At 41.7% G+C, this 24,396-nt stretch carries 13 protein-coding genes and 1 tRNA gene; 2 read left to right on the top strand and 12 right to left on the bottom strand.

Going from position 1 to position 24,396, the window contains the following annotated elements:
- Positions 1-31: 31 nt before the first annotated feature.
- The 4 genes from FD723_RS29495 to FD723_RS29510 all read right to left on the bottom strand — a co-directional run bounded on the left by FD723_RS29495 (position 32) and on the right by FD723_RS29510 (position 5,358).
- Positions 32-2,962 carry a methyl-accepting chemotaxis protein gene (locus FD723_RS29495; protein ID WP_179068517.1) on the bottom strand — a complete coding sequence of 977 codons (2,931 nt, stop codon included), beginning with the start codon at positions 2,960-2,962 and terminating at the stop codon, positions 32-34.
- Positions 2,963-2,976: 14 nt separating this feature from the next.
- The gene (locus FD723_RS29500; protein WP_179068518.1) at positions 2,977-3,507 is read right to left on the bottom strand and encodes a chemotaxis protein CheW; all 531 of its coding nucleotides are present in this window, start codon (positions 3,505-3,507) and stop codon (positions 2,977-2,979) included.
- Between the two features lie 13 nt (positions 3,508-3,520).
- Positions 3,521-3,886, bottom strand: a complete 366-nt coding sequence (locus tag FD723_RS29505) for a response regulator transcription factor (protein WP_069073698.1) — start codon at positions 3,884-3,886, stop codon at positions 3,521-3,523.
- A gap of 293 nt (positions 3,887-4,179) precedes the next feature.
- The gene (locus tag FD723_RS29510) at positions 4,180-5,358 is read right to left on the bottom strand and encodes a response regulator (protein ID WP_179068519.1); all 1,179 of its coding nucleotides are present in this window, start codon (positions 5,356-5,358) and stop codon (positions 4,180-4,182) included.
- A 378-nt stretch (positions 5,359-5,736) separates the two neighbouring features.
- On the opposite strand from FD723_RS29510, the gene hmpF reads away from it, so the two are divergent.
- Positions 5,737-7,500: a pilus motility taxis protein HmpF gene (gene hmpF / locus FD723_RS29515; RefSeq protein ID WP_179068520.1), complete on the top strand. Its 1,764-nt coding sequence runs from the start codon at positions 5,737-5,739 to the stop codon at positions 7,498-7,500.
- Between the two features lie 425 nt (positions 7,501-7,925).
- Here the strand turns inward: hmpF and FD723_RS29520 are convergent.
- Positions 7,926-7,999 (bottom strand) — tRNA-Met (locus tag FD723_RS29520).
- A 166-nt stretch (positions 8,000-8,165) separates the two neighbouring features.
- Positions 8,166-10,463 (bottom strand): peptidoglycan DD-metalloendopeptidase family protein, encoded by a 2,298-nt coding sequence (locus FD723_RS29525; RefSeq protein ID WP_179068521.1) that lies wholly within the window; start codon positions 10,461-10,463, stop codon positions 8,166-8,168.
- A 239-nt stretch (positions 10,464-10,702) separates the two neighbouring features.
- On the opposite strand from FD723_RS29525, the gene FD723_RS29530 reads away from it, so the two are divergent.
- Positions 10,703-10,876 (top strand): hypothetical protein, encoded by a 174-nt coding sequence (locus tag FD723_RS29530; protein ID WP_179068522.1) that lies wholly within the window; start codon positions 10,703-10,705, stop codon positions 10,874-10,876.
- A 378-nt stretch (positions 10,877-11,254) separates the two neighbouring features.
- On the opposite strand, the gene FD723_RS29535 is transcribed toward FD723_RS29530, so the two are convergent.
- The 6 genes from FD723_RS29535 to FD723_RS29560 all read right to left on the bottom strand — a co-directional run bounded on the left by FD723_RS29535 (position 11,255) and on the right by FD723_RS29560 (position 24,235).
- Positions 11,255-11,716, bottom strand: coding sequence for a tRNA (cytidine(34)-2'-O)-methyltransferase (locus FD723_RS29535; protein ID WP_179068523.1), 462 nt, complete (start codon positions 11,714-11,716; stop codon positions 11,255-11,257).
- 410 nt (positions 11,717-12,126) lie between these two features.
- The gene (gene gshA, locus FD723_RS29540) at positions 12,127-13,266 is read right to left on the bottom strand and encodes a glutamate--cysteine ligase (protein ID WP_179068524.1); all 1,140 of its coding nucleotides are present in this window, start codon (positions 13,264-13,266) and stop codon (positions 12,127-12,129) included.
- Between the two features lie 525 nt (positions 13,267-13,791).
- On the bottom strand, positions 13,792-15,612 hold the full coding sequence (locus FD723_RS29545; protein WP_179068525.1) for a hypothetical protein: 1,821 nt from the start codon (positions 15,610-15,612) through the stop codon (positions 13,792-13,794).
- A 347-nt stretch (positions 15,613-15,959) separates the two neighbouring features.
- On the bottom strand, positions 15,960-18,785 hold the full coding sequence (locus FD723_RS43945) for a pre-peptidase C-terminal domain-containing protein (RefSeq protein WP_179068526.1): 2,826 nt from the start codon (positions 18,783-18,785) through the stop codon (positions 15,960-15,962).
- Positions 18,786-19,165: 380 nt separating this feature from the next.
- A complete protein-coding gene (locus FD723_RS29555; protein WP_179068527.1) occupies positions 19,166-19,390 on the bottom strand; it encodes a hypothetical protein in 225 nt (74 codons plus the stop codon).
- A 366-nt stretch (positions 19,391-19,756) separates the two neighbouring features.
- A complete protein-coding gene (locus FD723_RS29560) occupies positions 19,757-24,235 on the bottom strand; it encodes a translation initiation factor IF-2 N-terminal domain-containing protein (protein WP_179068528.1) in 4,479 nt (1,492 codons plus the stop codon).
- Positions 24,236-24,396: the final 161 nt, after the last annotated feature.

Consider the following 24,396-nt stretch of genomic DNA (forward strand, 5'->3'; position numbering starts at 1 on the left):
TCTAACTCCTCACTCCTAATTCCTAACTTTTTTATCTGGTTTCCATAGTTTCTACTCGGAAACGTTCAACGGAGGCGATTAAGTCGCGGGATACACCTACTAAGTGTTGTAGGGCACCTGAAACTCGCTGTGCTTCTTGAGAGGTTTCTTGGGCGGTCAGTTCTACTGATTGCATTACATGAGCAACGGCGCGGGAGGTTTCCGTTTGTTCCACAGTGTCGCTGGTAATGGAGCGCACAAGAATATCGATGCGATTCGCCACTTGAATAATGTTTTCGAGCGATCGCTTGGCTTCTTCTGCCAATTTTGTCCCTTTAATTACTTGTTGTGTGCCTTCTTCCATCGCGGTCATTACTGAGCCTGTTTCGCTTTGGATTTGCATCACAATTTGTTCAATTTCCTTCAGGGATTTAGCAGATTTATCCGCTAGCTGGCGCACTTCGTCTGCTACAATCGCAAACCCGCGTCCCGCTTCTCCTGCTCTTGCCGCCTCAATACTAGCATTGAGTGCCAGCAAGTTTGTTCTGGAAGCAATTTGAGAAATCAACGCCACAATTTTAGAAATTTCTTGTGAAGATTCCGCCAACCGCTTGACTTTGCGAGTGGTTTCGGCCACGGTTTCTCGAATTTCCAAAATCCCCGCCACGGTATTTTCTACTGCTTCGCCACCTTTGAGAGCGATCGTACTAGCATCACGAGCAACGGTTTCAGCTTCTCGCGCCGCCTCTGCTACCCGCTGAATCGAGTCAGTCATTACCTGTACAGAATTCAGCGTTACTGCCAACTCTTCCGCTTGGCGCAAAGCATCACTAGATAAGGCTCTAGCAAAAGTTTCAGAGTTGGTTGCACCTTTTGTTACATCCTTCGCCGCCACTTTTACCTGTTGCACAATATCCCGCAAGTTTTGAATTGTCAGGTTAAAGGCATCAGCTACGGCTCCCAGTACGTCGGCTGTCACTTCCGCTTGGACTGTTAAATCACCTCTAGCAGCACCTTCTACATCATCCAAGAGACGAATCACCTGACGTTGGAGGTTTTCTTTGGCTTCCTCTTGTTCATCGGCTTTGCGTTGGGCTTCACTTGTGGTTGTGAAAATTACCCGCGCCATTTCATTAAAGCCAGTAGCTAAATGCCCCAATTCATCTTCTGAAAATACTGTGGCTTGAGCATTCAGATTTCCTTGACGTACAGCCTCAAACTGATTTTGGAGATCGTCAGTTGTGCGCCGAATTTGTTTCAGCGCCAGATTTCCCATGAAGCCTGCGGTCGCAAAACCTGCAATCCCAGCGGCTAGTGACATAGCCCAACCGGTATCGCGTACTGATTCTCGTTGTTGGGGTGGCGAAAATGTAGTAGCAACAAAGCTAACTGTGGCTACAACCAGCGCTGAAACAATACCCACACTGCCAGCAATTAACCATTGTTTCCGTTCAATGGAAGCATTTTCTAATGGTGCTAACCATCCTTGCTCGATGCTGACATTGGGTTCTAGTTTCGAGACATCTGTTTGGCTAAAGACTGGAACGGCTTCATGGGAACCAGTCATCGAAAATAATTCTTCTTCGCGATCGGCTGTAGTACTTGCTGCTACTTGAGAGCGTCCACTGTCACGAGTTTCTGCTGGAGCAGAATGCATTGCTAGATCGCCGAAGTTAGAATCTCCTTCGATCATGTCAAACCCTGGAATATTGCCTAAATCGTCAAATTCCTCAAAGTCATCTAAAAACTCGATATTGCTCTTAGAATTTTCTCCATTCAGTATAGTCGCTGAGTCTTCATAAGAGCTTAAACCATCTGAACCAAAGGCAGATTCAAATGCTTCCATGTCAAAATTTTCATGATCGTCAAAGCTATTTTGACTGCTGAATTCGTTTGAGTTAAACTGCTTGTCTTTCTGAGGTAAGTTACTACTAAAAGATGAAGGCTTATTAGATAAATCTGGCTGAAAAGCTGACTCGGATTCCAAATCTGCTGATTTTAACCAACTATGTGCTTCCGTTTCAGGCAAACGTTCTTGACTGTCGTATTCCACATTATTTGTTATTGGCGAATCATTTCCCAGTTCTTCTGAGACAATCAGTAAAGTTTCGTCTCGAAAACTAGATTTTTTATATTCTAAATTTCCAATATTCTGTTCTGGAGACTTTGGCTCACTCAACAAATCAGTGAAATTATTCTCGCTATTAGCGATTGGTGAATTAGAAGCTGAAGAGTTACTATTGTCAATAGTTGAATTCCCATGATAAGAATTTATCTCGTTATCTGAGAATTGACTATTTACTAATGATTCTTCCATAATCTCTTCTGATGCATCTTCCTGCCAAAAAGCAGGCAACTCTAATTCTGTATTTTCCTCCCATTTGTTATTTGACTCTTGTTGCTGTAATTCTTCATCCAAAGCAAAAGGATCGTCACTAAAAGGAGTAGAAGAATCTGATATTTTTAATGTTCCAATACTATCTTCTGTGGGGATGTCAAATGGACTTTTTGAAGATATCTCTTCAACGCCATTCACAGTTTCTTGATGTTCTCCAAAAAAGTTCAAGTCAAGGTTATTGCTGTCAAACTCTTCACTAGCGCCCAAATCTTCTAATTCTGGTTCAATATATGCCAGTGGATCGGATATCTCTGAGGAATTTATTTGCTCTTGACTTTCTGATGTATCAACCTGCCCACCGAATGATTGCAAATATTGATTGATATTTTCAATTCCATTATTGGCAAAACCAATAATTTCTCGATCGTTAGTCAAGCCCAATACTTGCTGATATTCTTCTTTTGCTACATCGTACTGCTGTAAAACATAGTAGATGTGACCCCTTAACAAATGGGAGTTAGGGTCATCTGGTAAATTTTGCACCACTTGGTCAACTAAAGTGGCCGCAACCTCATAATTCCTTTGAACATAGGCGGTCATCGCCTGTTGATATGTTGGCTCGTAATTATCAATACTTGCTGCCATTTCCTCCTCCAATTTCATCCTGCCCACCTAGCACTCCGTACAATTGCCATTTGATCGAGTAGTCGTAGACACTGGTTTTTTTTAGCACCTAATGACCACTCTCCACGTAAAAAGGGCGCCATAGTATCTGGAACACTAGTTGGTGGCATGAGATTTTGGACATCCAACCAATCCATACCACCGATTTCCTCTACTGCTAAACCCACGATTGTGTCTTGTTCTTCAATGGCAATCACCGAAATTTCAGCTCTATCCGTGTTTAATGCACTTGCTTCCCCTAGAAATTGACCCAAATCGGCCACCCAAATAACTCGACCTCGTAAATTTAGAGTACCCAAAAGTAAAGGAGAAGCATTAGGAATTGGGGTGATTCTATCAGGACTTAGTTCAATTACCTCCCGAATGCCAGTTGCTTGTAGTGCAAACTCCTGATGCGAGGGAATGTAAAACCTCAAATGTAACTCACCTTCAGGACTTTCTACTTGTAATTCTGGTCGGAAGTGGTCTTGACCGCTGCCACTTAAAAAGTCCGGTTTGCTGACCATGTTGTTTTTATCCTTATCCTCGCAGCAGTTGTTTGACTGTTCCTACCAACTCGGTTGGTTGAAACGGTTTGGCTATGTAAGCATCTGCACCCTGCTTCATACCCCAGTAGCGATCGAATTCTTCACCTTTGGAAGAACACATAACCACAGGGACATTTTGGGTTTTAGGATCGGATTTTAACCGCCGACAAACTTCATAGCCGTTCATTCGGGGCATGACAATATCTAATACCACTAAATCTGGAGGTGCTATTTGAATTGCCTCTAATGCTTCTAATCCGTCACTGGCGTGGGTAACTGTTAGGCCAGTGGCTTTCAGGAGGTCTGTAATCATCTCCCTTTGTGCGATACTGTCTTCCACAATCAGAACTGTACTCATAAATGTCATTTACCTCCTGATTTAGACGTTCCTAATTGGAACATTCCCTGATTCCTCCGCAAGTATTAACTGTATAAATTAATTTTATGTCTTCACTATTTTCCCGTAGATTGACGTTTCACTGAGTTAGCTGACTCTGTGATAACATCTTTTAACTCATCTTTTAGTAGATCAACAAATCTTTGATCTTTTTATATGCTTTAGAGATGAGGGAGATGAGGGAACAAGGAGATAAACAAAACTCCTAACTCTTAACTCAGCACTCAGCACTCCTAACGCCCAATGCCCAATTTTCATTGTTTGTCGATATATTTCTCTATAAGCATGAGTAACTCATTGTCTGTAAACGGTTTTGTTAAATAATCTGTTGCCCCGACCATCCTAGCTTTGACTCGATCGATAAACCCATCTTTACCAGTAAGCATGATAATCGGTGTGAGCCGAAATGCTGTTGAATGTCGCAGCATGGAACAAACCTCGTACCCTTCCAATTCCGACATGGCAATATCGCATAAAATTAAATCTGGTTTGAGTTGAAAAACCAAACTCAGTGCCTCTAAAGGATTGGTGAGAGCGATCGCTTCATAACCTTGTGGTTGTAAGATGGAATTTATAGTCTCACCGATGGCGATCGCATCGTCAATACATACTACCCGCCCCCTCGGTTTTCCTTTCAATTCTCGACTATCCGTGTGTGTATCTGGTTGATTTGTTTCTGAATATACTAGTTGTAGCCAACTTTGTTGCACATAAGGGTATATTGCCTTAGCGACTGTCAAAATATCTCGGTTGAGATGGCGAGCTAGTTGACGCAAGGATGTTTTACCATCAGCCCAATGTTGTAGTTTATTTACAGTTGCTTCTGGTAGGGAAGATTGTAGCTGAACTTTGTCAGATAGTACTGGTAATTGTTCTGGAGACTGAATGTGTGGATAGAGTTGCTTCCACTCTTGCACCTGCTTCGTAATTTTTGTCACAAATGGAGCAATCTCGAAAGTGTTTAATTGCGGAGCAAGGGCCACTCCTTGATGGAAAATGAAGTTACCTTGGCGTAAACTCAGTAAGTCAAAGAGAGTTTCATGCACTAAGCCCTGAATGATACTACCAGCGATCTTTGGGTTGATGATATTCCGCTCCAAGAGTGCCCAAAGATAGGCATACTCTGGCGCGTCGGTTGGTGGTAGGGAGGCAATTTGTTTGTCGGTGAGTCGCGTCTCAACTCGGTAATGACGTAAATAATCGCTAATTCTGGATAAACTACTCTCGCCTTCTTGGCAATAGATAATTTGACCATTCAAGAAAAAGACAAACCAAGACTGTTGTTTGGGGCGATAAATGTTTGCTCCCTCTCCACCTAGTTTGTTGTTATGGTGAGAGCTATGAGCTTCAACCCATAATTGACCGGTTCGTTGTCCTAACTCAATCAATTGCAGGATACTGCAAATATCAATTTCATTTAAATTTCCCTGCATTTAGCTAAAAAGTACTCCTTAAGTATTTAAGTATTGCTGAATTCTGACCTCTTATTTAAGTATTAATTATGGATTATTGAAAAGATTGTTACTCTCTTCTTATTGTCATTAGGGAATACATTAAACTATAAACCTTTATCTTTCGTAATATACTTCGACAAAGCTAGTGTTAACACGGAAGTCATCATCACTGTCATCAGTACAAAATATAAAGGCGCGACCAGATCGCTTCTATAAGTATCAAGACGTAATATCTCGCGTCTATAGTTTTGTCTGTCTTGTCCTTCTAAGCTTCGGTTTAGTGAGACAAGTTAACAGAATTATTTAAGGTATATCTCAAAACACGAACTTTAAGTGCATCAATAAAGGACTAACGGTGTGCTGTATTTAGCAGAAGTACAAAAACAGAAAGGTGGTTTACTCAGTGGCGGTGCTAAAACCGAACTGAAACTGCTAGCTTGTCAGCGAACTGACCAGAATTGGAGTACTGTGTCGGAAGAAGTGATTGCCGCTGAGGATGCAAGCAAATTAAATGACGGCGCTTTGGTACTAGCCGAACTGAATCCGAATCGTCAAGTACAGCGGATTCAAGAAGCAGGGCGTCCACTCGTCAACATTTTGCAGAATTTTTCCCGCCAGCTGGAGAAATTTAAGCTCAAGGAAGATGAAATCGATCAGTGGAAACAGTCGTTAACGTTTCAGGCGCAAGAGTTGAATCGCCGTGAAATGGATATGGAGGTACGCTCAGAACAGTTGCAACAACTGGAGGAAGAGTTACAACACCTAGAGGAGCAAAAACAGGAAGTTGACACCTCCCGCCAGGAAATTGAACGATTGCAAGGAGAAGTTGAGCGCAATCGTCAAGAGTTGGAAGGCGCTTGGGAGCATTTGCGGGGTGAGCAGCGTCGCCTAGAGGAACGTCAAGCGGATTTTAAACAAGGGACGGTTTTGGATGAGGAACAAAGTCGGGTAATGAGTGAGTTACTCGATCGCTTGTCTAGTCGTGTTGCTCCCACAGAAACAGTTAGAGAACATCTGCATTTAGCCTTTGAATTGGTCGAAAAGCAGCAAGCGACTCTGACCCCGCACTGGCAAAAACTGGAGGAGCATAAAAGTGCGATCGCCCAACAACAACAAGAAATAGAGGGTTTGTCACAAACTTTTAGCGATCGCCAAAATGCATTACAAGAAGCACAAAATTCTCTAGTTCAGCAAACAGCCCAATTGCAGATCAATACAGCAAACCTGACCAGCAAGCAAGAGTACGCTCAGATCATCAAAGAGCAGTTACGAAACGCCGAAGAGTTATATCAACAGATGCACTCTTTAGCGGCAACATCTGGTGATGTAGTTCTTGGCAAGCAAGCTGATGTGGAGGCTTTGGAGAAAATGCCTTTAGAAGAACTGCAAAAGATCGTACAAGACTTGGAGCATAAGTTAGAAATAGATGCTAGCTTTGTTCACGATCAAGAACAAGAACTGACATATAAACAAGAAGCTATAGAAGAACTCCAAACTAAATTAAATAACGCATCAGACCATGACCATATCAATTTGGAACTAGAACTAACAGATGAAAAAGACCTTTATCAGATGCTAAATTCCAGCTTGGTGGGACAACGCCGCAATATGCTACAGCATCAGAAGTTTCTCAAGCAACATAAAGCTGTAATGCTGCGACGCCAAGGACATGCTGTCACTGATGAAGAAGAAAGTAACAACAAAATTAATCTAGAACCGATTCTGCTACAAATTGAAACCCAGAGACAACAATATTCACAGGAAATCCAAAAGCTAGAACGTGAGATTGAGCAGATTCGTTCTGGTGTTGAGCTAAATCAGGGAATGATTGACAATCAAACTCACGATCTAGATCAAAAGCGCCAAGAACTGAAAGCGATCGAGGAAAATTTGCTATCCCTACGAAGAACAACTGCTGAATTTTCTGGTCGAGTGAATCTTTACCAAGAAGCGCTACAACCAATTCAGGATTCTCTAGATGGATTACGGCAAAAGCTGCAAGGAATTGGAGAATCTTTGGATCAATTCCAGGAAACTGGTGATTATCAAGTCCAAGCGATCGCTCAGTTGCGTCATACTCTCCAAGGTTTAATGCCTCAGCCGGAATTGTTAGCCTCTTAGGGGCTTTTGGTGAGATAAGGGGTTTAAACCCCTTGTACTATGCAACATCCCAGAATATTTGCGTGATATCGAGGCGAGATACAATGGTAGACCTAGCCGAGACGCTGGTTTTTGTTAGATATTCTTAGTCTCGGCTTTTTTTGTCACTTTTTACCGATTCTCCATCAATGATAGCGTAGGCGAAGCCCGCCGCAGGCATCGCCTTTGTAATGCTCAGTTGTCCAAAGCCTTACATAGCAAGCTTTTTGCCTTTTCTAATCGTCGAATTCACGTTACGTTAAGATAACCTTTAGATACCTTAATACCAACTTTCATGGTAATCCAATGACTATTTTGGATAGTCATTGGATAGTTAAAACAAAGATTCAGCTTCCATAACCACCAATGTACGAAGCTGAAACCCTTATATAATCATTTTTTTAAAGTGGCTCAGGTCGGAGTTGAACCAACGACCCCAGGCTTATGAGTCCCGTGCTCTAACCAACTGAGCTACTGAGCCATGTTTTCCCAAATTATCTATCAATATAGCATACAAATTTGCTCAATACTAGACTCTTTTACAATTTTATTAGAATATTCATCCTTGTTGAGGACATAAAAAGTAAAAGAGGGAGGTAAACTCCCTCAACGAACAAGGCAATAATTTAGTTACAGACAGCCAAGAATTACAGGCGTTGCGGTAGGAAAGCTATTGGGTTAACAGCACCCTTTCCTGGTGGATGAACTTCAAAGTGGCAGTGTGTACCAGTGCTGTGACCAGTAGTACCCATTAAAGCAATTATTTCTCCTTGATGTACCTGCTGACCCGGTTGCACCAGAATCTTGCTGTTATGAGCATAGCGGGTCGAACTGCCATCAGGATGGTGGATTTCGACGAGGTTGCCATAACCACCATTGTTCCAGCCAGCTTTTTCTATCGTACCGTCAGCAGAGGCAACAACTGGCGTGCCAGTGGAGTTAGCAATATCAATTCCTTTGTGAGGTCTTCCCCAGCGCATACCAAAGCCAGAAGTGAGAGTACCCTTCGTTGGCCAAATATAAGCCAAGGTTGAAGTAGATGGAGGAGGTGTAAGTTCGTCAATGGGTCTGGGCAGATATTGATCCACTGCTGCCAAAGGCGGCATTGTCTGTGGAGAAACTGTTGTTCCCCGCATCTTTCCTAAGGAGTCAGAGGCATTTACTCTTCCCGAAGGCGTTGCAATCCTTGTGGCAGATTGAGTGCGAGAGGGAGTCCATTGACTAGCAGACCCTAGATTAGGCAGGAACTCTGGGTTTACTGGTTCGCTAGGACGTACACTAGTACGGAATTGGGGCTTAATTGGCTGAACGCTATAGTTGGATCCACTAATAGGTGTAGGAACTGGAATTGGTATCGCTACACTATTTGGTCTAGATACAGGGTTGGGTACGGTGAAATTATTAGGCGTACTAACAGGAGTAAGCATCGCAGCATTACTAGCTTCAGTTGCTACTTCTGGTACAACTAAGTTCCCAGACTGTTGAGCGCGATATTTCTGCTGTAACCTCTGAATTTCCGCTTGTAAGCCCCGCAAACGGTCATTGTTGTTATTGTTTGCTCTTGCTACCTTATTTGCTGGTGTTTTCGGCTGTTGCATTTCGGCAAAAGCTGTTGGCACTGGAGTGTCACCACCGACGCCATAAGACCTAGCTGTTGGGGAAGCTGTTTCTAAGTCGGTCGCACTATTTGCCTGAACCTGAACAGTTACAGGTATAGGGACGGCTATGGGAGTTTTGTTGGTAATAGTTGGTGATGGTGAACTAGGTAGATATGAGTTAGCACTACCAATATTCAAAGGATAGCTGGCTGCTTTTGGAGTTTGACTGGACTCTACAAAAGCCGGCTTATTCGCTACAGTTGTCTCAACTTGAACAGCAGGAATAACTAGTTTTTGACTAATTTGCAGTTCATTTGGATTATTTAGGTTATTTGCCTTAACTAGTTCTGATACTGAAGTATTGTGTCTGCTGGCGATCGCTGCTAGTGTATCTCCAGGCTTTACTTCGTAGGCTGTATGGGTCGCGGAGGCAATAACTGTTGGTGTAGCGGGTACTGGTACAAATGCACTTGCCTGCGTCTTCTGTTTTAACTTCGATATCAGGTTCGCTTGACTGGCATCATCAGAAGTGTTCGGCTGGGCTAATACACTATTCTCAACCACAGTTGTCGGCTGTGCCAATTCTATATCAGCTTGTGATAAATTTTTGGTTTCCCCAGACTGCAACTGTGCCAGACTCTTTCTTAAACGGTTTGATTTTTCTTGTAAGCGATTTAGTGCGAACTCTTGTTGCGCCTTAAGTTGTGCATTTATTTCACTGTTGGCCGCGGTTGACGTTGCCACTGTTTGGGGCTGGGCAGTTAGTGATGCGTTTGTACCACCAACATCGTCAGCACTATAGTCAGACAGATTATTGACTGTTGGGAAACTAGTCTCGGCTAAGGTATTGTTCAATCCCTGGGCCACTTGGGGCTTCAGGTAGGTGGAATTTTTATAACCCGCTGTTGCTTGAGAAAACGTGTTTGATGCCGGAACTTGCAAAGACATTCCACTCGCCGCGACTTGCCATTTAGCTTCAAGCCCGGGCACTTGTGAAACTGCTGTTGGTTCCACGATTACAGGATTTTCCGGCACGCTCGCTGATGAGACTGCTTGGGACTCCAGCTTTGTGGAGGCGAATTTCACCTCAGTGTCAGGAACAGCAGGAATCGCTGAGGTTGCCTTTTGACTGCCTACTGGCACTGCTGCTTGGGCTTGATCGCTTTGTCGAGTCACCAAAAGGCTGGTTGCTCCCATAGAGATTGCCAAGCCAATCATGGCGGCTTTTGTCCGCACCCGGCGGTTAACTTTTGGATTCATCACATTTAGCAGTTCTACCGGGGCATCATCGCTGTTGGGGTTATTGTTCAACACAGCTTTTACTCTCTTTTTTAATGCTCGTTTCAAAGACGACCTCCTATGATCACTAGCGCTTAACTGACCTCGATTTTTCAGTTGGATACTAGTCAATGATTTAGATCACAACAAACGATAGATCGAGATCACATTCACCAGAGATGCTTACGCAAGATTAACCTGCTTCTCTGATTTAGACAAGTTTACATGTATTAGCAAAACTTAAGTTTTGCTATGTTTACTTGTCCGAACCACTCCTAACACCACTTAGGACATTTTACTCTTTACCATTGTCCGCGCTTGTCTTGCGTCAATCGCGGGGACTGGACAAACCATTTGCCAAGTCCATAGTCGCTGCGGAGAATTCAGTTGCGGCGACTTCTGGAAAAGTCATGCCCCCTGCTGTAGATATCTTCAAGATATTTCTACGTCATCCGTCTTCTCAACACGAGACTTTACGTTGATTATTCCCTAAAAAACAACCGTATTAACTATCGGCTAGTTTTGGACTGTTTTCTGTACCTTATTGAGCAATAATAGCTCAAATCTAGTACATGAATAGGTTCTAGGGATTTTGTTCCTTATTTAGGATGTTTCAAATTCATCAAAATCTATCATTCAAATTTGGCAATATCCCAAGTTTTATATACAAATTTCTTATAATAACCTTCCTATGCTTGTAAGTATCTTCCACTACATTTCCGGGATAAATCCAATTTTCGGTATATTGTTTTACATATTGTTGCTGTCACCAAGAAAATTTTTGCCGCCACAAATAAATCAGTTAATAGATTCTTGGAAATTATCTAAGTAAATGTACTTATGAGTATAAAGGTAAACAACTATTGTAAATAGCCTAACTGACGACGGGTTTCAAATAATCCAATTGCCACACTTACTGACAGATTCAAACTGCGAACTCCCGGTTGGCTCATGGGAATATAGAGAGTAGCATCGCAATCTGACAGAATTGCTGGTGGTAAGCCCGTGGTTTCACTACCAAACAGCAGCCAATCATCAGGTTGAAATTGAAAGCTTACATAATTACAATTTCCACCAACCGTATAACCTAACCATCTGCCTCCACGCTCCTGATGTACGTTTTTAAAGGCTTCTAGCGATTCGTGATAGTGCAGTTTGACATAAGGCCAGTAATCTAAACCTGCTCTTTTGAGGTAGCGATCGCTAATTTCAAACCCCAAAGGCCCCACCAAATGTAACTCTGTACCTGTGGCTGCACAAGTACGGGCAATATTACCTGTATTAGGAGGGATTTGTGGGTTAACTAAAACTACCTGGGGCATTGTCCGTATAATTTACGTATTGTATAAAACGATCTACTGTCAATGTTAAATCTACCAAAAGGTAGAGGTGATTCATAGGTTTTGTTAATAATAATCAAGTATCTTCCATCGATTAGATTTTTAAAACGAAGCGTAAACCCTCCCAGAGCAATGCCTGAGAGGATATTTAGCTAAAATCGGAAAATATTAAGTTTTGTGTAGAAAAACTAAGTGCTTGTGTCTTTTGGTTTGAAGAGGGGAGTAGGGAGAAATCAATTCAAAATTCAAAATTCAAAATTAAAGAACTTCTGCCGACGCTCTCTACGAGACGCTAAAAGCGTAGCTTGCTTCCCTGTAAGGGTACGCGGACTCGCTACCGCTACACTATCCTGCTTTCTCTTTCCAATGCCCAATGCCCAACACCTTTTGAGTTAAGCAAGCAAAGACGAACACAATTTGTTTTCGAGTTCGATTTCGCGCTGTTGGGTGGCAATAATCGCCTGAGTGATGACGCGTTGACTGTCAAACCCGACTGTGTGTAATTGCAACCACTGTTGAGCTTCATTGCCTTCGCGGAGGATTTTGTGCAGAGGGGAAAGGAAACAGCTAAAGCCTTGTTGTTTAGCGATCGCCCAAACCTCTTGGTACATTTGAGCAATCCAATCTCTCGCTACAATACTTCTGCCATCTTGCCAATGCCTCAAATGAGCATCGAGACTACCAGCCGCCGCCGCCGCTTCGTTCTCAGCAGTCAGGGTGACGAGTTCTTCAGGAGAGAAGCTACTTTGAGTTAAAGGATCGATGCTGGGATTTTCGATTATTTGCAATAAACGCGCTTCTAATAAGGCAGTAATCGCCAGCAAGGCTATGGGATCTGTGACTAAATCGCAAATTCGCAATTCTAGGCGATTTAAGTCATAAGGACGGCGATCGCCATTTGGTCGAACTGATGCCCACAAATGCCGCACGTTTTGCATAGTTCCGGCAACTAGTTGATTTTCCACCCACTGGATATGATCGGCATGGCTGGAAAATAACGGCACATGGCTAGGCGTTTGGGGGAAGACGCCCCAACGGGTGGAGTGATAGCCTGTAGTTTTGCCATCCAGGAAGGGAGATGAGGCACTAAGGGCGAGAAATAGAGGCGCTTCCATGCGGATCACCCGACACGCCCGCATTAATACTTCTGGATTGCTAATGCCTATATTTATGTGGACGCTAGCGGTTACTACTTTCGTGCCGTAGGTGTTCTCGATGTAGTCATGATAGGGGTTTGCTGGATCAGAGCGGAGAAAGCGATCGCTCCCACCCAAAGATAAAGTACTCCCTGGTATCAGGGTGTAATCGCCCAAGCGATTGAGGTAGTTTCGTAATACTCGCCGGGGACGCAGCAACGCACACAATAAATTATCGTAATTATGGGATGGTTGGGTTATGTATTCGACGTTGCGGCTATCTGGCTCCCGCATAAATTCACCCAACGCGGCAACAATTTTGTCGGAGAGACCGACGATTTCACCTTGAGGCGTGCCAGTATACATCTCAATCTCAAAGCCTTTTAATAAGACCACTTTGTTCTCCTCGGCTCTCTCTTGCATATAAATTGTATCGAATTAGACGCATATCTGGATCTATTTTTTAGTCAATCAAAGGTTAAGAATCATTTAATTGCGAACTCATAGTAAATCGGAATTATAGATTTCTGGTCTATTTCCAGTAAAATTATTACTTAAGTATGAAAAATATCTTAATCATGATTTGTACGCTGTACAAATAGACATATTTATGATTTTAGAAAAATCAGTTTTTCAGACAGTTGGGGTCAAGCAAACACACATCCTTCTATAGGTTTTTATTAGAACCTCATGCTACTTGTTGAAAATATAAATATCTATATCTCAAGATATATTCATTTTGCCTGCGTACCATTAGGGTGGTAATATCACACAAGACAGCAGATATGATGCGAATGATAGTATGTTTATACTATATTAAAATTTACAATATAATTAGAGTCTGAAAAAGATTCGTAAAGGTAGCATAGATGCTTTCTTGACAAAAACTTGCACAACTTGGCTACTTTACACGTAGTTGATTTATGTATTTTTGGATATAAAATTAGCAGGTGAATCACTATCTTGAACAATATTGAGACGTAGAAACTGCACCCATACTTCATCATTAAGTAAGTTTAAAGCAGTTTGAGGATTGTGACTTGCGATCGCGCCGATAACTTTACGGCATCCTTGTTGCAATAACTCAATAAAAGCCTCTTTAATAGAAACCTGATTTAGCAACGAAAGTGCCGTTTTAAAAATTTCCGAATCAGATTGTATATTCTTAGACTTTAGCCCCTGAAGTGCTATATTTAGCCACACAGGCAGAAGTTCTAGCCAATTATTTTGCTGTATCTCTTTGAGTGCAATATCTTCCATACCTAGCGCACCCCAAATGCACAAAGACTCTATAGCTAGTTTAAAATCATGATTTTCTAGAGCGTTTCGCCATAAATTTTGAGCATGATTTTGGAAGCGATTAGCCAGAAATTCATAAGCTTCCTGGACTTGATGGGGAATTGTAACTTTATAAACTGACTCACCTCTGGGTAGGTAATCACCGCGATAAGATAGCCAGTTATGAGAGCCACAAAGATGTATTTTACGATCAACTATTACTTCTTTGACATGGGAATCTCCCAACCAAAAAACCTGTACAGATGGTAAACCATCAGGTGTTTTGATTGCTCGAAGTTTTTTCTCTATTTCTGGTGAAATCGGTTTTTCTTCATTTTCTAGTTGTCGCGCAATTCCATGTCCAATTAAAATCCAAACTCCACGATTAGCTAGTTTCTGTAACAGGGTTAAAAATTTTTCATTGACAACCGCATAATTCACCCACGGAGAATAAATTAAAACTTGACTTTTAGCCGAATTTAAAACTTCTAGAAAAACTTGAGAAATTTTTCCATCGCGTACCTGTACGGCTTCACCCAACACTTTAGAAGTATCTACTTGATCACCTAATTTCAAGGACTTTTGGCGAATATTTTCGAGTCTAGATTCTATTTCAGTATTTTTCTGCTTGAGGATGGCTTCACGTTCAAAATCGATGGTTTCAGTTGACAATTTACATAATGCTTGTAAGGATATTTTGCCTTCATTATGTAGAACTTCTAACCAATTTGATGCTGACTCTAAAATTTGCTTTCCATTTCTTATTTGAATCTTGAATTTATCTTCCAGAGCATCAAATATAACGAAAAGCGATATCTTTCTCCAAATTTTTTGAGTTGAAGCTAGTACTTTACAGGAAGTGACGATTTTTCCCTCTTCTGGTACATGAAGTGCTAAACCTGAAGCTTGAATACTTTTTTGGATTTCCTCAAGTGGTAAGGAAGTAATATCAGCAATTGTACGATCAATAGTGATAAAGTCTGCTAAGTCAGGCAATTTTATCACTGTCTCATTTAATGATTCAGATTGAAAAGTTATTTTGTCGCTTAAAGGGTCTGTAATAGCATTAATTTGTGTAGGATATGGCGGCTGTGGTACAGAACCTTTTTCATAAAATGAACGCCCTTCAGGAGTAACTGTTAGTGGCGATGTTGCTGATAAAGTTTGCAATGACCGAAGAGTTGCAGTAGTAGTTTTGATAAATACAGAATCTAGTCCAAGTACAGAGGCTAATTCATCCTCGGTTGGCGGAGGCTGAAGTTCAATAGCAGCGCGGATAATAAATTCTTCAAGTACGTTAAATTGGCGGGGTTCTTTGATATTTACTTCTATAGGAGTTTGACGCAAACTATAACGGAATTCACGCGCGGCTAAAACTGATAAACTAGGACTTTGGGCTTCTATTTCGTCTACAAAATTTTTGAGATTATCATCAATTGGTTTAGAAGACGAGGCGAAAAACATCAATGAAACCTCCATTTAAAGGCGCAACAGCTTACATGAGGAACGAACCGCCTTCGCGTTAGCGTCTCCCCTTGGGAGAAGGACGCAAAGTACGCAAAGAAAGAACATTTTGCGTAGCCTCACAAAGAAATGGTATGAGTGCCAAAAAAAGTAATCACGGCGATTTCTTTTTTGGATAACCATCAGCAATTCTAGATTAATATTGCCCAGCAAAAATAAATTTCCCGACATTTTTAAAATGTCGGGAATCTAAGCCTTTTAATTTTCACTAATCAAATAGGTCTGTACTGTCAATAGTACACAGTGACTCAAAACTGAAATTTCACTTGGTAATGGCTACTTGAAGTTTAGATAACCGCAATATTGGTGTTGTTCAGGGCAGGATTGCCGGATAAGGTGGCAATCTGTAATGGTGCAGATCCGCCTAAGCTGCCATCGGCATCAAAGAACAAAGCTCCATTTGTCGTATTGTAAATGAACCGCTGAGTTGTCGTGTTTGCTGTCGTAATGCCCGCACCGGAACGAAAACGGTCTGTGCTTAAAGTGCCTGCGACCAATCCGCCACCAAAGCCTGCGGCAGATATCTGAATTTTGTCGCCACTAGAGCCACTGAAGCCATTAATTGTATCTAGGCGATCGCTAGCAGCTGTAAATCGATAGGTATCTGCCCCATCACCTCCGGTTAACACATCATTACCAGCACCACCAACCAGTAGGTCATTACCAGTACCACCGATTAGTATGTCATTACCAGCACCGCCAGTGAGCGTGTCATTGCCCCCAGCCCCATTGAGGTTATCGTTGCCATTACCGCCAGCGATCGCATTGTTCCCACCATCGCCGGTCAATACTAGTCCGAGATCGTTCAGCGTTAGACGGTAATCTCCCGTAGCCCCTGAGCCAGCTACATCACCAAGACCTGTCACCGCGTTGTAATTGGAGTTCGGGTTTAACGACACGCCGACGTAGTATGTACCCGCCTGAGTAAATGTATAAGCCAAGTAAGAAAACTGGCTAGGGGTTTCACCTGGCGCGGCTCCATCATTGTTGGCCGCGAGTTGTGTGCCACTGGAGTTGAAGACCCTTAGGTAGGTGTTGAGGTTTGATCCATTGCGAGAATCCACATCGAACCCAACTTGCTGCCCAGCAGAGACGGTAAACTTGACCAGATCGACATCAGTTGGTACATTCAAGCTAAAGTCAGCGAACTGACCTAGTGTCTTAGTATTACCTGCACTATTTTGAACTTTAGCGATCGTGTCATCAGGGTCTTGACTCGGACTAGCGAACTTTGAGGTCAGGGTGTAGTTTGTGGAACCGTTGACACCCTGGACGCGGACAAAATACCGCCCAGCCCCCAGTACCCGCGAGAGACTTTCTGTCGGCGAGTTCAAGACGTTTGATGTGGCTAAGATATCACCTGCATCGATCACATTATTGTTATTGACATCCTTGATCAGTGAAAGCGATAGGTCTTCACCAGCAACGCCTGTTGTGTTCAGCGTGACTTCGTAGGTATTTGACAAATCAAAGCGATAAAAGTCATTAACATCACTGGAGGCATCGAAGGATTGTTCGATGTAGTCCTGGAAAATTTGGTTGGGTGGTGTCGCCCCAGTGATCGCTGCTAGTGGGCGAGCTGTGCTTAAGGTATTTCCGGCGTAGTCTGAGACTAATCGGAGGTTGTAGGCAGCCTGTTCACCGTTACCATTGGTATGCAGAAAGTAGGTTCCTGCTGCCAGGTTAGCGGTCAACGAGCCAACACTAAAGGGCGTAATCGTTTCACCAGGGTCGAGCCGCTGGTTATTGTTCAAGTCTTGGACAATTGACAGGGTGGGATTCTGGGTAGTTCTAGAGTAGTAGGGGTTATTAAATGCTGAAGCCGAGAGTTGTCCCGCAGCGGTCATGGTGAACTTGAAGTAATCAGAGAAATCACCCGCACTGATGCCAAACCCATCACCCAAATTAAAGGGTGTCTCCCCAATTAAAGCACCGAGCGATCGCGCTTGTGACAGATTGTTATACGCCTGTGGATCGCTCTTAACAGCATCGAAGTCTGAATCGAGATCGAGCTGATAGCTGGTATAAGCTCCATTTGGCACTACTTGGATGTAATAAGTGCCTGCATCTAATGTGGTTGAGAGCTGATCGTCCCCTGGGTTTGATGATGATAGAAAGACTTCTCCTGCTGAAATAAACCCGTCGTTGTTTGTGTCACGGGCGAGGCGTAAATTGGCATCAAAGGTTGGAGTTGGGAAAGCAGAGGTATCGATATCTAACCGTAAATCGATTGGTGAGGTTTTATCCAGGGTGAATTTGTAGAGATCGTTACCATCTTCATAGGTTGGCAATCCAAATGGGCCTCCTACCATGTCGTATAAGCGACGACTGCTGCCACTGACATTTCCTAAGTCTCGTGCTGTGCCAGTAACATCACCCGCGTAATCAGTGACGATGCGGACGGTGTAAGGGTCGGAGCCGGAAATCTGGGTGTACTTGACGTAGTAGACACCAGCAGGGGCAGAGTAGCGATCGACATTGAGACCATCGCCCACTGTACCAGAAACAGTCTGTAGTACGTTGCCGTTGGAGTCAAGTAGCTGCATTCTGGCCTGTAGCCCACCAGTATAGGTGAAGTCTTTCATCCGCAGGCTGATAGTGCCAGGAGCTTCCATCGTGAACTTCATGACATCAACGTTATCACGATAGTCGAGATAGTCTTGCCAGTTAATCTTGTTATAAGCCAAATATTTACTGCTGCTTTGACCCCAACTAGTGCCGAGATCCCTTGCTGTTGCTAAAGTTGAGCCAGAATAATCGTTGTATAGGTAGAGGTTATAGTTTGTGGGGACTCCCGAATAGGAGTGTACCTTTACGTAATAGTACTGATTGCCCTGTAGCGAAGCGTTGATGGTCTCGCTCAGGTTGCCGCCAAGGGTACTACTGGCAACTAGGTTCTGGTTTTGGTCGTAGAGGTAGATGTCAGCGTCGGCTGACAAGCCGTTGAGAGGGGCGTAGAGGGTTGACGGCCCATAGAGAGTATAGAACCTGTAGTAATCATCAGTGTCACTTGAACTGACTGAATCGCTGAGGATGACATTCTGTTCAAGGTAAAAGTTTGAGCTTGGATCAATATCTGTAGCGGTAGCAAAAGTATTGTTAGGTTCTGTCATAATCAGAATTTTTAACTAGGTATAGAGAGAAAAAGAAACGAGCAAACATGCACAGATAATTCGTGAAATTCTTCCAAATTTACTGAGAATTCTTAAGGTAATGCAATTCTCAGACTTTTTTGATGTAGCAAGGATTAAGTTTTAATATCTTTACAAGTCATGCAAAACGTTAACTCAAGTAATTCGACACCAACAGTAAGAGGTTATTTATAAAGTAAAAACAAAATTATTGTACGGTCTATTAGGCGTATATTCCTAGATGATTTGTCACAAAAATTTCATCAAAGTGCTAACGCACCGCTATGTAACACGGTGCGTAATAGCAAAGCCGTAACACACCTTACTTAGGATTTACTTTATAAATAGTCTCTAAGCAGGCTTTATGAAATATGAGTGGTGATATCTTCCTCCAAGGATGCTGAAGAACTAACGCCGCTTTCTGGTGTTGAAAGCTCATCACTTACCATTCCATCCCATGAATAGTTGCAGATTTTAGTGTGAAGCAATTTACCAAACGTCAGGTTAATTGCTAGGGCGAAAGAATCGATAAAAATTAGATTTACAAAGCGATCAATCATTAGACCCCCTTGAGCTAAATTAAGCATCAAGTGATATGTGCTTTGTTACTACACATGCCACAATCTATTTTCCAGAAAAGATCGGATCTAAATATTTCTTGGGTAAAAGTGTGCTGGCAAGGGTAACAGAAAATTGAATCTTAGCAAGAAGTAACGCCAGACAAGGGACTGCATCTTATCAATACAAATGTAATAAATAGTACATAAAATATAAACTATCTACTTACACAGGCTAACTTAGTACAACATTTCATTAATTCATAGCGAATAGGACTAAAATAAACTTTGCGCTCCTCTGCGTTTAAAAAAGTTACAAACTTATGCAAAGCTGTACTTAGCTAGTACTTCACCTCAATTTCTTCTAGAAAATTCTTGAGTTCGTCATCAATAGGTTTAACTGAAGAGGCGAGAAACATCAACGAAACCTCCATGAATACTGACGATATTTGACACTTCAGAATACATACTTCCAACTTTACCTGCTTGATGAGTAAATAAATTGTGACAACCTACAATTATCAGCAGTTCTTGAGCGCGAGAAAATGCAACGTTTACTCGTTCTGGCTTTTTAGCAAAACCCACATCTCCTTTGCTATTGTTGCGAACCATACTCACAATAACAACAGGTCTTTCCATCCCTTGAAATCTATCTACTGTCCCTGTACGAATCTCTAATGAAGGGAAAAGTTCAGATTGCAGACGTTCATCAATTTTTCTTAATTGAGCGCCATAAAATGTAATTACGGCAATTTCTTTTTTTGGTTCACCATTAGCAACTTTAGAAGCCCAAGTATTCTCGAACTGTTGACACAGACATTCAATCGCATCGATTTCTGGAGTATTAAAGTAAGAAGTTCCGTTTCGTTGTTCTAAAAACTGATTTTCGATAGGCGTTTTTATCCAGATAAGATGCTGAGATTCTTGGACAATTTCTCCTGCTAGATGATGTGCGCGTTTTGTATCTGGCTCCAAAATACCAGATTCTAATTTACCGTCATAAAACTGATTGATTGCTCCCATAATAAATGGATGCATTCGATACTGTGTAGTTAGCATTTGTTTGATGCTTTCATCAGCAGATTCAAACTGACTTTTAAACAGTGATTCTTCTAAGAATTGTAGTTCGTCTCGTGTATTGCCAATTGTTTGGGCAACTTCTTCTAAAGTGCTAGTATCAAGCATAGGCGGTAATTGCCGATGATCGCCTACCATGACTAACTTTTTGCCTTTCAATGCTGGGATTAGTAACTCTGGTGGAGTACACTTGCTAACTTCATCAATAATGACGACATCAAAGGATTTGAATTCTTCAGAAAAACCTCTATTCGCAGCTTGCACACAGGTAATACCGACGACGTTGGCATTGTCTAAATAAATACGCCTTAAATCGTCGTGAGTCCGCTCATTTGGCTGTCTTAATTTCCCAATCCAATCTTGTACGAAATTCTGATATTTATTAATATAACTTTCGTCTTTGTGGAGTTGCTCTTGCCAAGATTCAAACTGAATATTTATGCTGCGTAATAACTCTATACTAAACAAGTCATCGGAATAATTTTCAGGCTTAAATTTGTCCGGTATTCTTTGCCATTCAGTTAACCACCAATTTCTTTCTATTATTAAATCTTCTGATTGCTGGGGTTGTAATGTTTGTTCTATTTCACGTAGGCTAACTTGTAATTTTTGAAGCTGCTGTAAAGAGGCTTTATTTTCTTCTTGTAAATTTGATAAATGCTCATTGAGAGAATGTTTAATTATCTCCAGTACAGCCAAAGGTTCTAAGGATGAAATTAAGGTTTCAAGCTGACTGATGGAAGTTCCCCAATAATTCACTTGATTTGAAAATTCTTGGGGTTGTTCCCAAATATTTGATTGTGTTGCGAGATATTTTTCAACGAGAATGCGTAATTGAGCAGGTATATTTTGTTGACTAAGTTCTTGCAAGATATTTATCACTCGTCCAAGTTGCAAATTAGCATCCTGCTGTGATTTTTCTACCTCAGCTTGAGTAATAGATATTTGCTGTTGGCTAACTTCATTTTTCTGAAGTTCATTTAATAGTCGTTGTAGATGCTGAAGCTGTTGATCGGTTTCCGTCTTGACTTTTAAAACGCATTGACGCGCATTTGCAAGGATGACATCTAGCAATTCGTGGGTAATCCTGGTGAGAGTAGAGTCAATGTTATTCCATTCCCATGATGTACCATAAGTTTTTTGAATTCTAATTAAAAAAGCTTGAGTATTTTCAACTAATAATTTTCGCTGTTTAGGGTTGAGTAGCTGATAATTATTAAACTGTTGATAGGTTTCTTGCCATTGGGTGCGATCGCTCTTTGATAGCACCATTGGAATCTGACTAAAATTTTGTTGTAAAAAATAACTAAAATTATGCTGTTTACCTTTTCTATCAGTAAAACCTCCGTCTATTTCATAAGCGATCGCTTTTGCTAATACTTCCCATTCTGGAAGGTTAATTTTGTATATCTTTGGTACTATTGGCAATTTTAATGTATTAGCAAACATCAACAAACCTAAAGGCAAATCTACTAAATTTTCTGTTAGTGGTAAACCTGATTGGTGACAATCTTTTAAAGTTTGATACAGATGAGAAGGTGCTGTAGATTTCCATTCCTTAACGGCTGAGATAATATAATCTATTTCCCGTTTGCGATTTTCCCATATCTGGATTGTTTGCTGTAGGTTTTGTAGCTTGGTAAGATATTGCTGATAATCTGGTTGAAGTTGATTTAACGATGCGAAATTTTGTTTGACAACCTGAACTGAAACTGCAACCTCTGAAATGGCTTGACTTGCATCTTGAGCATAAGTCAAAGCAGTTTTAAATTTAGAAATTTCTGTGGCTACTGTTTCGCGTAACCAAGCCGCTAAACCAAAAGCACCAAGCGTCGGACGCACAAAGCCAAATTCATCAGTATATTTGATGGTTTGACGAACATTTGTTAAGAATTCTTCTACTAAATTGTTACCTTCTGTGTAGGGTTTAAGAAGTGGCAAAAAATCTGTAATTTCTGAAGCTTCCCAGTTGATATTTGGTGCAGTCTTTAGTATATTATCCAGTCCTGAAAATAGTGATTCAACCTCGTTCTGTTTTTCTATAGTTTCGTTATAAGATTTTTCTTGATTTTTAAAGTTAGCCTCTAGTTTTATCTTATTTTTATGAAATTTATTTTGTTGCTGATTAAATTCTTCTTCTGCTTGTAAGTAAGCCGTAAATCTTTCTGATGATGCCAGTAATTGACTGAAAATTTGGATATTTTCGAGTCGTTGCGTAATATTATTTTCACAGTCATAAGCTGTGTTTTCTAGCCATCTACCAATCACTTGGTCTTCTAAAAATGGCTGTCCTTCTTCCCCAACTTTCTCGGCTCTTCCTTTGCGGACAGCGCGAATTACAGGGTTATGAACTAATCGGCTTAGGGCATTATCTACTGCTAAATTGGCTTGAGATGCAATTAAAGTACGTCCACCACGAAGGGCAATTTGATAGCAAATCTCAGCAATTACGGTAGTTTTACCAGTACCCGGTGGCCCTTGAATGAGAACAAGATCCTTAGCAGCAAGTACCTTTTCTACTGCTGCTTTCTGACCAGGATTAGCAGAAGATAACAATAAATCTTGTGGTTGAAGTTCGACGGTTGTTTTAATTTGTCTAGCCTGAGAAGCATCGAATAAAAAGTTACCTAAATACGGATTTTGGGTGTAGCCATTATTCAAATCATCTAAAGCTTTTTTCTTACGCTGAATCTGCTGAATATCACCAACTGCCTCGAAACATAAAAATCCTGTATCTGGCAATTTATAACGCTCTGTTGCCATGAATTCAGCTAAATCGCGTTCTAATCTGAGGCTGATAATACGACGGTTGGGGTCAAGTTCCTCAACAGTCCCTAATTGACGACCACTAATCCAATTTTTGCCGACGGGAGCAGTTTCAAAAAGCTTCAAGTCTTCGTTTTTTGTGCGTCTTGCTCGTTCCCAAAAATTGTCCACGTCGAGGGAATTTTGATAAAAGCCGTCAAGGGTAGCTGAAGCTACATCAATTTCAAAACTGATTCGCCTTTTGAAGTTATAGTTATGGCTGACGTAACGCACGCAGAACTGACGCGCTTTCGCAATTTTTTCTTCAATTTGCAAAAATGCTTTCCAAGCTTTAAGCTGATCTTCTGTAGGTACATTTTCGCCACAAACTGGTGCAGTTGCAATACGTTTCAATGTTGTCGGCGGAATGTCGAGATGATGTTGATGATTAGGCAGCAAACGCAAGCGACAAGGTATAGCATAGCTATCGGCGTGTCCCCGTGAAGGTTGTAATAATTGAGCCGAAAGTATTTTTAACCCGCCGCGTCCATCTTTTGGTACAGCCGCTCTAAATCCTAATGTTTTTCTGAGCTTTTCAAGTCTTGCGGGTAATGGAAAATCATCGGAGTCTGTTGCTATTGTCAAATCCCAAATTTCCTCTCTTGCCTCTTTCCCTGCACCCTTGCGACGCACATAAAATAGAGAAGGCTTTTTTCCGACACATTCAGACATTAACTCATTAGCGCGATCGCGCCGCTCCCGAAATTCGGGATATGATTTTAGGGCGGTTTCACCTTCAAGATGGCGGATAAAGCTCTCAATTGCTGAAGCTATAAACATATAGCTCCAATCTTCAGAGTTGGTTTTAGTTTTTGATGATTTTGCTGTTAGTTTATTCGCTACTGAACGTATACGTTCTGCATCGGATTCTGAAATGGCGCTGGTATGGCTTTTGACTACAATTTTGAGTTTTTCACAAATTAATAATAGTTTCTTACTATCTAAATTTAATTCTTTTGCTAGTTCGTAGATTCTGAGTTTACCGTTGTTCATCCAGTACTGCCTTTGCCGACAAAATAGAGTTTAAATTTAAACGCAAAGGGGAGGTAGCGCGTTGCGGGGGTTTCCCCCTGTTGTCGCGACTGCCGTCGCGCAGAGGAGCGCAAAGTTTATTTTAGTCCTATTCGCTACGAGTTAAATTTGGCAATACTCTG

Origin of the sequence: Nostoc sp. C052 (assembly GCF_013393905.1) — a bacterium.
Lineage (GTDB): Bacteria > Cyanobacteriota > Cyanobacteriia > Cyanobacteriales > Nostocaceae > Nostoc.